The organism is Paraferrimonas sedimenticola (genome assembly GCF_002282855.1).
GTDB classification, from domain to species: domain Bacteria; phylum Pseudomonadota; class Gammaproteobacteria; order Enterobacterales; family Shewanellaceae; genus Paraferrimonas; species Paraferrimonas sedimenticola.
Genome location: NZ_NRIR01000006.1, coordinates 17,096 through 31,569, shown reverse-complemented (window position 1 = coordinate 31,569; position 14,474 = coordinate 17,096). Strand labels below are relative to the sequence as shown.

Below are 14,474 nucleotides of genomic sequence, written 5' to 3'. Positions count from 1 at the left end.
TAATCGGCCATTCGAAAACATGACAAGTTAGTTGTATGCTCATTTATAAATCAGTTCGTTGAGAGTCGATTTCATAGGGCAACGAAGAATGGAACGTAACCCCCTCAACCTTTTAAAAGTCGTGACAAATAGTATCTATGACGAAGCGACTTTTACATTCCCGAAGTTCGCCTTGCGGGATAATTGGTCAGCTCTTTTGTGGCCTGCAGAAGAGAACTCTGAGGCTATATCCTGGATAGATAGAAAGAAGTTTGAGGCTCTTCGAAAAACTATTCAATCACTTCACTCCAGCAATCGCATCTATATGGTCTGGGAAGCTCTTATGTCTGGCTCTGGGAGTAAAAAGGGTTTCAGGCCCGTTGTTGAGTTAGAGCTTTCTTGGCAGTCGTTGGTCGACTCCCAAGTGGAAGTATCTCAACAGCTTCTTCCGAGCGAGGGCATCTATATTTTTGACGCGGAACTAGATTGGTTCATACACATCGATGAGTCGATACTTCTAGCTGGAACAAGGGAGTTTGTGAACAGGTTTACGTCGAATTACGGCGGCTTTGAGACTACCTACCAGGCTACGTTTGCTCGACTAGAGCATCCTGAAAACACGGACGATTTTAGCTTGTGGTTTTCGAGGATTAAGAGTCGCTTTATCCTTAACCGCAAGGACGAGATTAATTAAATCCCAGTATGCCTTCTTACAGAGCTGTCGATATGTGGCCCTTAGCGGTCGTTCGTATTTTGGCCAAAATAGTATAGGCTCTTCAAAAAGAGCATTTAACCAATGGATTAGATTTAGGACGCATGGCTAAGAATTTTGAACAGGGTAAAGTTGTAGAAATTGAACTAGCAAACGGGCTATTTACATACGGTGTCGTTGTATCTAACCCGTTGATTGCGTTTAGTGGCAGTTTTTATCAGAGCCCCCAAGTGGTTTCAGAGAGCCTCTTTGGAAATATAGGGTTTCAAATTTGGGTGATGAAATATGCACTAGGTAGCAAAGGATGGCCGAAAGTAGGTAGCATCGACATTTCAAAACTCGACTTAGCTGAGCCCGAATTCTACAAATTTGATCAAATCGCAAAGTCATTTTCTATCGTCAAATCGGGTGTTGAGGTACAGGCAACTCGTGAGGACTGTCTTAATTTAGAGTGTGCAGCGGTATGGGATAAAACTCATGTTGAGGACAGGCTTATAGCTTTAAGTGAAGATCGATCTTGCAAGTGGTCCATGTCACTATTGGCGAATTCGAGAGCTTAAAAAGCTATTTGAATACGCTCAGATCATTTAGTAGCCATACTCCACTCGTCGCCAGAATATTGTGCGAACGAAAACTACTAGTCGAAGGTCTCTTGAAGACCTTTTTGGTGGCATAGCGAGGCTAAGCTTGGCCCTAAGCAGTCGTTCGCTTGCATGCTTACTATGGCAGGCCGCCATTACTGGTGGTCTAACTTCTACCTTTAACTTCGGTTAAAAATGGTAAATTTACCCTTGAATCTTGTCCGTTAAGCTATTTTTACTTTATTGGGCGTGCGGGTATCTACATTTATAACGAGTGGCGCTGCCATTAGCAGATGTACGTTTCTTTTGGTGTGACAAGCCTCACGACTCTTATATTGTTTTCCAAAATAACTATCCTATTCCCAGCTTTGGCGTGATTATTATTTTAACTTTGTAGTAAAAGCGTTAAAAGGTGGTTAGATGTTAGGTTGTCGTTCGGTTAAAGGGCTAGCTTTTGTTTTTATTGTATTCAATCTTTCTGGTTGTACTGTTGGTATTAATTCTGAGCAAAGTCGAAACCTTAATTCATTGATTTCAAATAAAGCAACCCCTCAACAAGTTGTCGATTCGTTAGCTCTCGCTCACAACGGTCAGATTGCCGAAACTCGTGGTATAAAATATGTTCATTGGTTAGGTTCCTTTGCGTATAGACAACTTGAGTATTATAAAGAAAAGCTCCCAAGGCATTGTGCTACATTAGGTGGAGTGAAAGGAAAAGATTATTGGAATATTGAATTGGAGCATTTGTTGCGGCAACAGAGTTTATTGCCGGAGAAGAGAGGTTTTAGCACAGAAGATACTAAAAGCTTTATTCGTCGGGGTTGGCGCAATGGTGGGAGATTCGAAATTTATGCATTGAAAGATATTCTTAATGTTGATGCAAACATAAACTCAAATGAGCGAAAAGGTTTGCATTCTCAATATATTTCACTAATGCCACATTTCGTCTGCCTTGCGAACGATAGTGATTTTCCTTTATACGTATATGATGTCAGAGCAATAAAAGATAAGAAACAAGGCGACAATATACAAGGCATATCCCTTTCTATTCTTGGTGAAGCTGAATTAAAGGCCATTTATAAATATCAGTTACTAAAAGCTTTTGAGCTCGGACAGAACATACACAAAAGAGAGCAAGATAGAATTGCCCGAAAAATTCAGCAGGAAGAAGAAGAAAAAGCAAAGAAAAAAGAATTAGCTAGAATTGAAAAATTGAAAAAAGCCAGTGTAGATTTAGAAAATCTTGCTAATGAACTTAGGTGGAATACTCGGAGCTCAGCTAATGCGAAACTGAGGCGGGGCGACGAGGTTTGCAGCTACAATAGGAATCTAATGGGCTATGTCGAGGATGTTTCTAAGCCCAACATAAAAGTATTATGGAAAGGGGAATTAGTAAAATATGCTGATGGATTCTTTTTCGGAAACAAACCAATATCGGTAATGAAGAACTTTAACCCATTCGACATGACTTGGGTTAATAGCTACAGATACAATAAAATTGATGAGATCACTTGGGTTAAATTTGAAGAGGTCGCTGCGTGTAATCATTAGCTAGACCACTAGTGGTTAACTAATTGGGCTGGTACAGATTCTTAGTTAGACGTTCAGTTTTCATTGTGATTTAACCAGCTCTAACACCTAACTTTTCTATTTTTATTCGGATGTGTAAATGTTCAGCATATGAAATATTAGAAGTGTGGCAAAGCCTTAAAGGCGGTGAGGCGAATTAGAGGCGAAAAATATTCAGAGAAAACTTGGCTTCCATTGTGACAAAGCGATGTTCTTGATGGATATAGAATAATTGGTAATTTTTTTCCTACTCTTACTAACATGATAAACAGTTTTCTATCGTTTGACAGCAAGAAATGGCAGCTCTTGGCCGTTTGCTGCTGCCCGGTGTGCTTTGTTGGATATATCAGAACAATTGGTTGGAAAGGTTAATACCAGTCATACCAGCTTGAAAACTATACAAACTTGGCGACCAGATTACTCCACCTTGGAGTTTGTATACCATTTTTTCAGCTTTAACCGCTGTAAAAAAATTGGCCAAAACTCGGAAGGTGGACATTTGTCTTCTAGGAGGTAACGGTAGAATCTGGTATACCACAGAGAATGTCGGTTACCAAATCCGAATGCAGGTAGGCCTGTTACAGAGCCAAAACTAATTGCGATTTGACCCGACTAGCCCACAGATTAGTCTTCAGGTTAAAATTATGCTCTGACTTTTTTATGTGAAAAAGCCGCAAACCTTTTCAGGCTGCGGCTTTAATTTGGTCGGAACGAGAGGATTTGAACCTCCGACCCCCGACACCCCATGACGGTGCGCTACCAGGCTGCGCTACGTTCCGATTTGTGTGTAGAGAGAGTCTCTCTAGAGCGCTCGAGCATGTTAAGTCACCGGCTATTCTGTGTCAAACAAGCCTCAGCCGATTGCCCAATTATTAAACGTCTGGCCTTTGGCTTTGGATCTAACGCCAAAATACCCCGTTTTCAGCATCTTGCACTTTCCAGCCTTGGTCAGAAAGTTTGCCTAAGTCGGACTCAAACAGCATCGAGTTGCCGCTTTTTATGCAATAAGCTTGGTGCGGTTTAATGCTTGGCAACGCACCTGGCGAATAGTCTTTACCTTGAGGTAGACCTTCAAACAAATTGGCCAGCTGGCTGCTAGCAGTAATTCGGCCAAAATCCTCGAAGTAGAATTTACAAAGCAGAGTTTCCTTGGCGGATTCTGGCTTAGAAATAGGCTTGGGTTGGTTACTTGCCACACCGCACCCCAACAAGAACAGGGCGCCTAGCACCATCAGCAATATTTTCTTGGACACGATTGGATTCCAACGAGAATTGTTTGGCTAGGAATTTTATTTCCATCAAGCTGAACGCTTGCTGATTCACAAAAAACAAAGCCGGCATCAATGCCGGCTTTTGTGAACTCTATCGGTCGTAAAACCTTTGTCCCTCATTCATCACTTCCATCAAGGGTTTGGGATGGAGTCGCGCACCGCGCTGGCGCTGGAACTGGGTATCAAAGATACGGTAGTTACCATGGCGGTTTATCAAAGTGATGCGATTGGGTTGGTAAATGGCAAAGTTGCGCTGATGCCCTGCATAAACCCAAGCGTTTTTCTGACGTTGTAAAAGGTCACTGCCGGAGCTGTAATCGCTGGCTGGGTTGTCGCACAGCGCCGCTCGGCTAAGCAGTGTTGGTACGATCCCGTGGTGCGAGGTAGCGTAGTCAATGGCATCAGGCTGGCTGTTCGGCCAGCTAACTACCAATGGCACGTGTACCGAGGCCGGTGACAAATCACGGCGGTTAATGGTGGCATCGCTACTAAACACCAAACCATTAATACCGGTCACTATCACGTGAGTATCTTGTGCCTGTTGACTTAATAGCTCCTCGAGACGCTTATCCAACGCCCGTAGCGCCTGGCGATACTGGTTGAATAGAATGCGCTCGGCCACATTCAGCTCAGCGCTGGCGGCAGTCGTGGCTATCCCGACAAAGCCTTCGGGCGTGTCGTAGCTTGCAGGACCGCTTAGGCGTACCATATTAAGCCAAGGCGCATCCGCTGGCGCTTGCCAGTCCTGGTAGCGTTTGATCAGCTGTTTATCGTTGTCGGCTTGGTTGATGGATGGGCTTAACGGGTGAACCTCAAATCCTTCAAACCAGCGCGAGCCAATGTCGTAGGGATTGGCACTAAACAGGTTGAGTTGATAGCCCAAATCGCCAAACACTTGGTTGAGCACGGGCACAGTGTCATCAGCGACAACAGCGTCTAGATAGCTGCCTTGTAGACCAAACATCAGGCTAAACAGGCCGGTATCTGAACGTCCGCCACCGGCAAAGTGCTGGTTAAAACTGCGGTTCTGCTGAGCGTAATCACTAAAGAAAGGCATGGTGTCAGCATTTACCATGTCCGCTCGCCACCCGTCGACCACTACCATTAGTAAATTCGGCTGCTTGGCCATACCGCGGCACTGCAGTGGCTCTAGCGGATAGTTCAATTGACTGATGCTGGCATCGGTGATTTGCGTGTTGTCTTGCTCAAAGCCGTGTTCTGCCATGAAAGAGCGGGCAGTGGCTGGGTAACTCAAAGGCAGCAGTACATCTTGGCGAGTAATTCGAGTTTCTTGACTGATGTCTGCCCATATGTGAATCAAGTGGGAGCCAAAAAAGCACACGGCGACCGCCGCGATGGCTTTGTTGCCAAAATTCTTTTTCTGAATCTTGTTGATGCGCCGCCAAATCCAATTGGCCGCCACCAGTTCAATGGTGATGATAAACGCCAAAGTTAAAGCCGCGTTGGTACGGCTGATGACCTGATTGAGATCGGCGTAAGCCAAGTCAAAAGCAAACGGGCTTAGGTGAATGCCGTAGGCTTTGAACACTTGTACGTCGAACAAGAGCACGCTCAGGGCTATGGTCGCCACTAGCGCGGCATACCCCCTTAGAAAACCGGCAAAGGGCAGTAATAGAGTTACCGGGAATAAAAACAAGACGTAAACTAAAAACGCCAAGAAAGCGAAGTGACCAAAGCTTGAGATTAAAAAATAACCCCAACCTAGGATCCCCTCGGGCGAGCCGGAATCCGCTAAATAGCGAAAGCCGATCACAAAGGCTAGCAGACCATTGAAAAAGGCAAACCAATGGCCCCAGTTGATCAGAGAAGAAGTGCGCTCTCGCTTGAGCTGTTGGTCTTGCTTCAGCATCGCTGAATAATCCTTAATTATTATGCGCTTGCCCCAATACCATAGTGCTATTGGGGCGAAATTTCATTAATTATCGGATAGGGATTGTTGCAGGGCTTGGGCGAATTGCTGAGCCAGTGCTTGACGTTGCTCGGCAGCGACGCGGGTGTTGAGTAAGTGGCTGATACTGTTGCCCAGCACCATAATGCTGAGATCCAACGGAGCTTCTTGTTGCTCAAGATGTTGTAAAACCCCGTTGACCAAGGCCTCAACCTGCTCGTTGGAATACTTAGATACTAACGCCATAGTGACATGTCTTCGCTTTAGTGGATAATAGCCGCCTATAATACCGAAATTCTTACCACATCACTATTGGCGCCTATGAGTATTCAAGTCGAAACTGCAATCATTCACGCAATTGTTAGCCAAGGCGAGGGCCAGCTGGTGTGTCGTATGCGACCTCAACCGCTGAACGACAGTCAGGCACTCACTACCACGCTCGAAGAACTGCACAGAATTTATACCGCTAAGCCTGGTAAAGGCTATGGTTACTTCGGCATTCCCGAAGGGGAGAGCGACCCAGAAGTTGAAGCCAATACGGCGTTCAAAGAAGCCCTGCGCGAATACCGCCAAGGTAACTTAGGCTTTGTCGACTTTAGCCGCCAAGCCGGTGAGTTGCTGCAAAGCGAGTTGTCTAAGTACGACTTTGCCACCGGTGGTTTTTTGTTGCTGTCGAGCTACAACCACACCGCCAATGATTACTTGTTCGTTGCTCTGTTAAGCGCCAAGCCTTCGCTAACCGTTAGCGATGACATGGAATTGCACCAAAATGACCACTTGGACTTGAGCAATTTGCAATTAGCGGCTCGCATCAATCTGACTGAGTGGGATGCTGATGCCGACAGTCGCAAGTACATCTCTTTTGTCAAAGGTCGTGCCGGTCGCAAGGTTGCGGACTTCTTCTTGGACTTCATGGGCTGCGCCGAGGGTATTAACGTTAAGGCGCAAAACAAGTCGTTGATGGTGGCAGTGGAAGATTGTGTGGCTGAGAGCGAGCTAGACAAACAAGAGCGCCAACAGGTACGCGATAATCTGTTTAGCTACGCCAGCGAGCAAGTAGACAAGGGCGAGTCGCTAAAACTGCCTGAGCTGTCCGAGCAATTGGCCGAAGCGGGTTTGGATGACTTTTACGCCTTTACCAATAATGGCGACTATGCCCTTGAAGATGAATTCGATGGCGACAAGTCAACTTTGCGTCAGCTGAAAAAGTTCTCTGGCAGCGGTGCTGGCGTGTCGGTGAGCTTTGATGCGATTCATTTGGGTGAGCGAGTGATTTACAACCCTCACCAAGATACTTTGATGATCAAAGGCATTCCGCCGAATCTCAAAGACCAGCTTGAACGTCGCTTAAAAGGCAGCGACTAAACGCAAACAGGCGCCAACTGGCGCCTGTTTTAGTTGTGTAACCTAGCGAATCCGTATGTATCAGTCGCGAGTAAAGGCCAAACGCTCGCCAAGCTTGTCGCTAACTAGGTTTTGACCGTCCCACATCAGCTGACCGTTAACCCAAGTGGCGGCGATGCGAGATTGGAACTGATGACCTTCAAACGGCGACCAGTTGCAGTGATACAAAATGTTTTCTTTGGTTACCGTGTAAGGTGAGTCCAGATCCACTAGCACTAGATCCGCATGGTAACCTTCGCGCAAGTAGCCGCGCTCTTTTACCTGGTAACGCTCGGCCACCGCGTGGCTAGTTTTCTCAACAATTTTTTCGAGTGAGAAAATGCCGTTGTGGTAATGCTCAAGCAAGCTTAACAGTGCATGTTGTACCAAAGGCACACCGGCTGGGGCTTTGAAGTAGGTGTTTTGCTTCTCATCCCAGGTGTGCGGTGCGTGGTCGGTGGCAATAATACTGATGCGATTGTCGTTTACCGCAGCAATCAGGGCTTCTTGGTCTGAGCGCTTTTTCACCGCAGGATTACATTTGATTTGGCTACCAAGGCGCGGGTAGTACTCGTCGTTGAAGTACAAGTGGTGCACACAAACTTCCGCAGTGACATTGGTGTTCTTCAAGTCTTCTAGGGACTTTGGCGGCTCGAATTGGTCGAGCTCTTCGGCGGTGGTCAAATGCAGCACGTGCAGCTTAGACCCAAATTGCTTCGCCAGCGAAATGGCCAAGGAGGATGACTTGTAGCAAGCTTCGCGAGAGCGAATTTCACCGTGCAACTCCATCGGCACATCTTCTCCATACTTCTCACGCGCTTGCGCCTCAAGCGCATTGATCATCGGGCTGTCTTCGCAATGAGTGGTAATTAGAGTTGGCGAGTTGGCGAAAATGCCTTCTAGGGTTTGGATATTATCAACCAGCATGTTACCGGTAGAGGCACCCATAAAGGTCTTAACACCACAGGCTTGATGCGGGTCTAGCGCCTTAATGACTTCAAGGTTGTCATTGGTAGCGCCTAAATAGAAGCTAAAGTTGGCGACGGCTTTGGTGGCAGCAAGCGCGTACTTGTCTTCAAGCGCTTCCAAAGTGGTGGTTTGCGGATTTACGTTGGGCATTTCCATGAAACTGGTGATACCGCCAGCCACACAAGCGCGAGATTCTGAACCTATGTTGCCCTTATTAGGGAAACCGGGCTCGCGAAAGTGCACTTGGTCGTCGATCATTCCTGGCAACAAGTATTTGCCTTTGGCATCAATCACTTTGGTGTTGTCGTCGGCACTGATTTCGGCGTCAATACGGGCGATTCGACCGTTTTCAATGAGTAAGTCTTGTTGAAGAATTTGGCCTTGATTAACTAGATGGGCATTGCGGATTAAGGTTTTCATGAAGTACCTGACTGTTATTTTGGTTTCAGCTCATGTTGTCAGTCGCTTATAATACCCGAATCACTTTGTGAAACCTATTGGGGTGGACTGTTTATCTGCCCAGGAGAACCCATTGAAATTGTTCGTAAAGGACCTTACGGTCGCCGACTTTTCCTACTTGTGCGCCAAGCGCGGAATGGTAGGGGAAAGTTGGTCGGTCGATGTCACTCTTGACGGAGCGCTGGACCATCAAAATATGGTGCTGGACTTCGCCAAAGTCAAAAAAATTATCAAGCAAGTCATTGATGATAGTGTAGATCATCGCTTGGCCGTGCCTGTTAACAGCGCTGGCTGCAAAGTCACGCGTCGCGACCAACAGGTGTGCGTGGATTTCGCCACTGAAAAGGGCTCGATTCACCTGGCTTGTCCCGAGCAAGCCTACGCCATGATTGATACCGAGGTGATCTCTCAAGAAGCCGTGCATGCTCACTTGCACGAACTCCTGTTACAGGCATTGCCTGAGAACGTTCAGGGACTTGAGCTCGAGTTTCATTGCGAAGCTATCGATGGCGCTTTTTATCATTACAGCCACGGGCTGAAAAAGCACGATGGTAATTGTCAGCGCATCGCTCACGGACATCGCTCTCCAGTTCAAGTCTACCTAGATGGCGAACGCTCAGATTCTGAGGAACAATACTGGGCGGAACGTTGGTGCGATATCTACCTTGGCACCTCAGAAGACCAAGTGAGTCTGGAAGTGTTAACTTTGGGTGAACCGTGTTCGCATTTGGTTGATAGCCATTGGGGTTTTTGTTATCAAGCGCCGCAAGGTGAGTTCCAATTGGCGATTCCTAAAGCAATTTGTGACATCATACCCTGTGATACCACAGTGGAATTATTGGCCGGCTTTATGGCTCGAGTCAGTAGCCACAATCATCCAAGCTCGCAAGTTCGAGTAGTAGCTTATGAAGGCATAGGTAAGGGTGCCATTGCGACCTGTCATAGCAACGAGTAACCAATGAAAAAAACGATAACAATGTTTGGCCTGTTGGCATGGGCTGTCGCCACATCGAGTCTGGCGGCAACTCAGCTTAAAGGCGAAATGACTCAGGGTAGTTTAATCCGCGGCGAAACCACGCCGGGAGCGGAAGTGACACTAAACGACAAATCTTTGCTGGTTTCCAAGCAAGGGTTCTTCGTGTTTGGTTTTGATAGAGATTCAAAAGCCAAACATTTGTTGAAAGTCGAACATCCAGACGGTGAGATTGAAACACTGACGCTGGACGTACAACCGCGTGAATACAAAAAGCAGATGATCGAAGGGATTGCCAAAAACATCATGCAACCCTCGCAAAAAGAGCTAGAGCGCGCCGCTCAAGACACCCGTCAAATCCACGAGGCGCGCTCAAACTTTATAGATAATCTAGATTATCTTGCCGACTTCCAATGGCCTTTGTTGGGCCGTATCACAGGTGTGTATGGTAGTCAGCGGGTTTATAACGGCGTACCAGGTCGACCGCACTTTGGCATCGATATCGCTAAGCCTGAAGGCACCCCAATTGTGGCGCCGGCCTCGGGGATTATCACAGTGGCTTCGCCAGACATGTTTTACTCTGGCGGTACTATTGTGTTGGATCATGGCTACGGGGTCACCTCGACCTTCTTGCACATGAGCAAACTAAGCGTTCGTGAGGGGCAGCGTGTTCAAGCGGGCGAGAAAATCGGTGAAGTGGGTAGCACCGGCCGTTCGACCGGTCCTCATTTGGATTGGCGAGTAAATTGGTATCAACTGCGCTTAGACCCGCAATACCTGGTGCCGTCGATGAAAGAGGCCCGCGCAGCAGCCAAGCAATAACTAGCTCGCTTGGGTTAATCCCAAGACTTGAGCTAACGAATAGGGGTGGAGCTTAATGCACACCCCATTTTTGTGCTTGAACGCCAAGCTTGGGTTAGCCAGAGCTTCCCCCTCGCCCTTAGGGCAAGAAGACTTAACCACAAACTCTCCCCAGCTAGCATCGCCGCTTTGATAGCCTTTGACCCATTGTTGGGCGCACAGCTCAAGCGCTTGAGCTGAGTCAGCATCGCAAGGTGACACCAACTCTACGTGCTCCCAGCCATCAATCGGATGGGGCTTAGACTTGGGAAACGGCAATTCGATGTAGCGAATCTTTCGCTGTGGCTGGCCGATAAGCGCTAATGGCTCGTCTAGTTGTAGCAGCAGAATAGGGCGGCCATTCACGGCTTTGTTGCTGACCACTTTGCCGAAAGGGACAAAGTCATCTACGAGCTGTTGCGCGTTATCAGCGCAGTTAACGCGCAGTGCGCAGTGATCGATTTGCCAGCTGCGCTGAGCAAGACCTAATTGACGCTCCGCTTGCTCGATGCGCTCGGAAAACACCGGCCATTGAGCGAATAACAACTTCCAAGTGAGCGCCATATCAATTTACCGTCTTATTTGGGCGCAGACTCGGAATAGCAAACACCAACGCAGCCAGCGAAAATCCGGCAAACATCACTCGAGTCCACTCAGCCATGGTTTGTCCTAGGAAAACCCAGTGTTCATCGGTACAGCTACCAGTGGGTTGCAGTAACCAAGGGAACCATTGGTCTAACGGTACCCAAAATTCTGGTGAGAAAGAGCATACGTGAAACGGTGACGGGTTGTTTTGCAGTTCCACCAACTCGTGGGCAATCAAAAGCCCCCAAATAGCGGCGATAGCCCACACCAACCAGCCGATTGCTCGTACAGGCCATTTCTGTGGTGCGATTATTCCGAGAAAACCCGCCAACGCGATACCCAACAAAGCGGTTCTTTGATAGACGCAGTTAATGCAAGGCTCATAGGCTAGTGCGTATTGGATGGTCAATGCGGTGCCTTCAAAAAGCAGCGCGAATCCCAGTAGTAATCCCCAAGCCAATCGACTTTGTGCGAATTGGTGTAGCCCCATAGTTAAAGCATCTCTTATCTAGTAATTTTGACAAAAAAGAAGCGCCTGATTAGGCGCTTGCTTATGTTAACCGATCCTAACCTAAATGGTTAGTGGCCACCTTGAATTCCGGTTTCAGCAGCTTCTTGCACTGTGTGGTGCTCAATCCAGTGCATTTCGTACAACCAGTCAGTCATCTCAACCAGAATACCCGATTGAATCACCAGCATACCGACAATAGTCAGAACAATAGTGTACGGCAGAGCCATGATAACCATGCGACCGTAAGACAGGCGAATTAGCGGTGCCAATGCCGAGGTCAACAGGAACAAGAAGGCGGCTTGGCCGTTAGGCGTTGCAACCGATGGTAGGTTAGTACCAGTGTTGATAGCCACAGCTAGCATGTCGAACTGGTCACGAGTGATTTGGCCATTCAACAGCGCAGATTTCACTTCGTTGATGTAAACCGTACCTACGAATACGTTGTCACTCACCATAGATAGCACACCGTTAGCTAGGTAGAACATCACTAGCTGGGTGTTGGCGTCTTTCACGCTCAGTACCGACTCGATAACCGGGGCGAACAGACCTTGGTCAACAATTACCGCAACCACGGCAAAGAATACCGCCAGCAGAGAGGTAAACGGCAGGGCTTCTTCAAAGGCTTTACCGATTTGGTGCTCGTCGATAACGCCGCTGAACGAGCTGGCTAGGATGATGATGGTTAGACCGATAAGACCAACCGCCGCCAAGTGCATCGCCAGAGCAACTACCAACCAAATGCCTACTAGGCCTTGAGCAATCAGCTTGGCCTTGTCTTTAACGGTACGGCGTTCGTCTTCGTAAGCGGCGTAGTCTTCAAGAATTGTGCGCACTGGGTCTGGCAGCTGAACGCCATAGGTGAAGGTTTTGGTTTTTTCTACCAAGACACAAGTGGCGATACCGGCGAAGAACACAGGCACTGTAACCGGCGCCATGCGAATGGCAAACTCGGTAAAGTTCCAGCTGGCTTGCGCAGCAATAATCAGGTTTTGCGGCTCACCCACCATGGTGCACACACCACCTAGCGCAGTACCAACACCTGCATGCATCAACAGGTTACGCAAGAAGGCGCGAAACTCTTCTAATGTTTCTTTGTTGATGCTCGGATTAGCGTCGTCGTCGGTGGTGTGATCATGGTGATGGCCAAAGTCTTTGCCCGATGCCACCTTGTGGTAAATCGAGTAGAAACCTACAGCAACCGCGATGATCACAGCGATTACGGTCAAGGCATCTAGGAAGGCCGACAGGAATGCTGCTGATGCACAGAACATTACCGACAATACCGTCTTTGAGCGAATAGAGGTGATCATCTTGGTAAACATGAACAACAACAGCTGCTTCATGAAGTGGATACCAGCAACCATGAACACCAACAGCAAGATAACTTCTAGGTTGGCTTCAATCTCGTGCATCACCATGTCGGGTGATGTCATGCCTATAATGACGGCTTCAAAGGCTAACAGACCACCTGGTTGAAGTGGGTAGCACTTAAGCGCCATTGCAAGAGTGAAGATAAACTGGATAACCAATACCCAACCGGCAACGAATGGGTCAATGGCGAATAAAACAGGGTTGATGGCCAAAAAACTGATGATGGCGATCTTGTACCACTTAGGTGCATGGCCTAAAAAGTTGGCAAAAAACGCCTGTCCTAAGGACATTTGCATAGTGACGAGCTCCGACAATAAATTACTGTTAGGGTTGCAAAATTAACCCAACTGTAGCAAAGGCGGCATTGTAGCAAGTGTTTGATACACCTGCTAGCTCCCTTGAAATGGGTGTATGGAATTTTGGGTCAGATAACACTTTCTCGCAAATAAATCGGGTTCGGATCACAATTTCCTAAGCGTTCATTTTGTCGACAAGGCGACTTTCCAAGGCGTGATTTACCAAACTTGTAGTTTCCATTTTGCGCCCATCTGGTATGATCAGTCGATTACTATTTTCTAAACGCGAGATAGAAGTTCTCCTATGATCATCAATGCCAAAGGCCCAGCCAGCTTTGCTGAAAAGTACATAGTGCGTTCGATTTGGGAAAACAAGTTTCCCCCGGGTTCGATTCTGCCGGCAGAGCGAGAGTTGTCTGAGCTGATTGGGGTGACTCGTACCACCTTACGCGAAGTACTGCAGCGCTTGGCGCGAGACGGATGGTTGACCATTCAGCACGGTAAGCCAACGCGAGTTAACAACTTCTGGGAAACCTCTGGACTCAACATTCTTGAGACCATCGCACGCTTGGACCAAGACGGCGTACCTGAGTTAGTTGACCAATTATTGGCAGCTCGTGCGGACATCAGTAGCATCTACTTCCGCACTGCCATTCGCAGCAAAGCCGCTGACGTGCATGAATTCATTCGCGATGGTCTTGCTGAGCTTGAAGACAACGCCATCGCGGTTACCGAATTCGATTATCAACTGCATCACAAGTTGGCCTTTAGTGCTGGTAACCCCATTTATGTGTTGATCCTCAACGGCTTCAAAGGCTTGTACAGCCGAGTGGGTGAGTATTATTTCTCTAACCCTCAAGCTCGCAGCGAAGCCCGTAGCTTTTATGAGTCGCTGGCCAAACTGGCAGAAGCGGGTGATTACAAGGCTGTGCCTGAGTTGATGCATCAATACGGTGTGGAAACTGGCAAAATTTGGCAATTGGTGCGCGAGAACATGCCGCGTGACATCGCCGAAGAAGCCAACTAGTCTGCAAGAGTTTCAAAAAAACGCCGCATTCAAAATGCG

The 14,474-nt window shown here is 47.6% G+C and carries 14 protein-coding genes and 1 tRNA gene; 7 read left to right on the top strand and 8 right to left on the bottom strand.

Annotated features, from left to right (window positions below; translation table 11 throughout):
- The first annotated feature begins 88 nt into the window (after positions 1 to 88).
- The 3 genes from CLC93_RS11200 to CLC93_RS11190 all read left to right on the top strand — a co-directional run bounded on the left by CLC93_RS11200 (position 89) and on the right by CLC93_RS11190 (position 2,823).
- Positions 89 to 673: a hypothetical protein gene (locus tag CLC93_RS11200; RefSeq protein WP_095506068.1), complete on the top strand. Its 585-nt coding sequence runs from the start codon at positions 89 to 91 to the stop codon at positions 671 to 673.
- A 122-nt stretch (positions 674 to 795) separates the two neighbouring features.
- On the top strand, positions 796 to 1,251 hold the full coding sequence (locus tag CLC93_RS11195; protein WP_095506067.1) for an Imm26 family immunity protein: 456 nt from the start codon (positions 796 to 798) through the stop codon (positions 1,249 to 1,251).
- A 441-nt stretch (positions 1,252 to 1,692) separates the two neighbouring features.
- A complete protein-coding gene (locus tag CLC93_RS11190) occupies positions 1,693 to 2,823 on the top strand; it encodes a hypothetical protein (RefSeq protein WP_095506066.1) in 1,131 nt (376 codons plus the stop codon).
- A gap of 720 nt (positions 2,824 to 3,543) precedes the next feature.
- Here the strand turns inward: CLC93_RS11190 and CLC93_RS11185 are convergent.
- The 4 genes from CLC93_RS11185 to CLC93_RS11170 form a co-directional block, all read right to left on the bottom strand.
- Positions 3,544 to 3,620: transfer RNA gene (locus CLC93_RS11185), tRNA-Pro, on the bottom strand.
- A 120-nt stretch (positions 3,621 to 3,740) separates the two neighbouring features.
- Complete coding sequence (locus CLC93_RS11180) at positions 3,741 to 4,094, bottom strand: hypothetical protein (protein WP_095506065.1); 354 nt, start codon at positions 4,092 to 4,094, stop codon at positions 3,741 to 3,743.
- 109 nt (positions 4,095 to 4,203) lie between these two features.
- Entirely contained in the window at positions 4,204 to 5,982 is a 1,779-nt protein-coding gene (locus tag CLC93_RS11175) for a DUF3413 domain-containing protein (protein WP_095506064.1), read from the bottom strand.
- A 66-nt stretch (positions 5,983 to 6,048) separates the two neighbouring features.
- The gene (locus tag CLC93_RS11170) at positions 6,049 to 6,267 is read right to left on the bottom strand and encodes a DUF1414 domain-containing protein (protein WP_095506063.1); all 219 of its coding nucleotides are present in this window, start codon (positions 6,265 to 6,267) and stop codon (positions 6,049 to 6,051) included.
- Between the two features lie 75 nt (positions 6,268 to 6,342).
- Here CLC93_RS11170 and yejK point away from each other — a divergent pair, with 75 nt between their 5' ends.
- Positions 6,343 to 7,386: a nucleoid-associated protein YejK gene (gene yejK, locus CLC93_RS11165; protein WP_095506062.1), complete on the top strand. Its 1,044-nt coding sequence runs from the start codon at positions 6,343 to 6,345 to the stop codon at positions 7,384 to 7,386.
- Positions 7,387 to 7,446: 60 nt separating this feature from the next.
- On the opposite strand, the gene CLC93_RS11160 is transcribed toward yejK, so the two are convergent.
- Positions 7,447 to 8,793, bottom strand: a complete 1,347-nt coding sequence (locus CLC93_RS11160; protein WP_095506061.1) for a dihydroorotase — start codon at positions 8,791 to 8,793, stop codon at positions 7,447 to 7,449.
- A gap of 112 nt (positions 8,794 to 8,905) precedes the next feature.
- Here CLC93_RS11160 and CLC93_RS11155 point away from each other — a divergent pair, with 112 nt between their 5' ends.
- Both CLC93_RS11155 and CLC93_RS11150 read left to right on the top strand, forming a co-directional pair.
- Positions 8,906 to 9,787 (top strand): 6-carboxytetrahydropterin synthase, encoded by an 882-nt coding sequence (locus tag CLC93_RS11155; protein ID WP_095506060.1) that lies wholly within the window; start codon positions 8,906 to 8,908, stop codon positions 9,785 to 9,787.
- 3 nt (positions 9,788 to 9,790) lie between these two features.
- The gene (locus CLC93_RS11150) at positions 9,791 to 10,627 is read left to right on the top strand and encodes a M23 family metallopeptidase (protein ID WP_095506059.1); all 837 of its coding nucleotides are present in this window, start codon (positions 9,791 to 9,793) and stop codon (positions 10,625 to 10,627) included.
- Here CLC93_RS11150 and CLC93_RS11145 read toward each other — a convergent pair whose 3' ends face one another.
- From CLC93_RS11145 to nhaB, 3 genes are all read right to left on the bottom strand, one after another.
- Positions 10,628 to 11,209, bottom strand: coding sequence for a VOC family protein (locus CLC93_RS11145; protein WP_095506058.1), 582 nt, complete (start codon positions 11,207 to 11,209; stop codon positions 10,628 to 10,630).
- Between the two features lies 1 nt (position 11,210).
- Entirely contained in the window at positions 11,211 to 11,720 is a 510-nt protein-coding gene (dsbB, locus tag CLC93_RS11140; protein ID WP_095506057.1) for a disulfide bond formation protein DsbB, read from the bottom strand.
- 89 nt (positions 11,721 to 11,809) lie between these two features.
- Positions 11,810 to 13,408 carry a sodium/proton antiporter NhaB gene (gene nhaB / locus CLC93_RS11135; protein ID WP_095506056.1) on the bottom strand — a complete coding sequence of 533 codons (1,599 nt, stop codon included), beginning with the start codon at positions 13,406 to 13,408 and terminating at the stop codon, positions 11,810 to 11,812.
- A 304-nt stretch (positions 13,409 to 13,712) separates the two neighbouring features.
- Here nhaB and fadR point away from each other — a divergent pair, with 304 nt between their 5' ends.
- The gene (gene fadR / locus CLC93_RS11130; RefSeq protein WP_095506055.1) at positions 13,713 to 14,435 is read left to right on the top strand and encodes a fatty acid metabolism transcriptional regulator FadR; all 723 of its coding nucleotides are present in this window, start codon (positions 13,713 to 13,715) and stop codon (positions 14,433 to 14,435) included.
- Positions 14,436 to 14,474 lie beyond the last annotated feature (39 nt).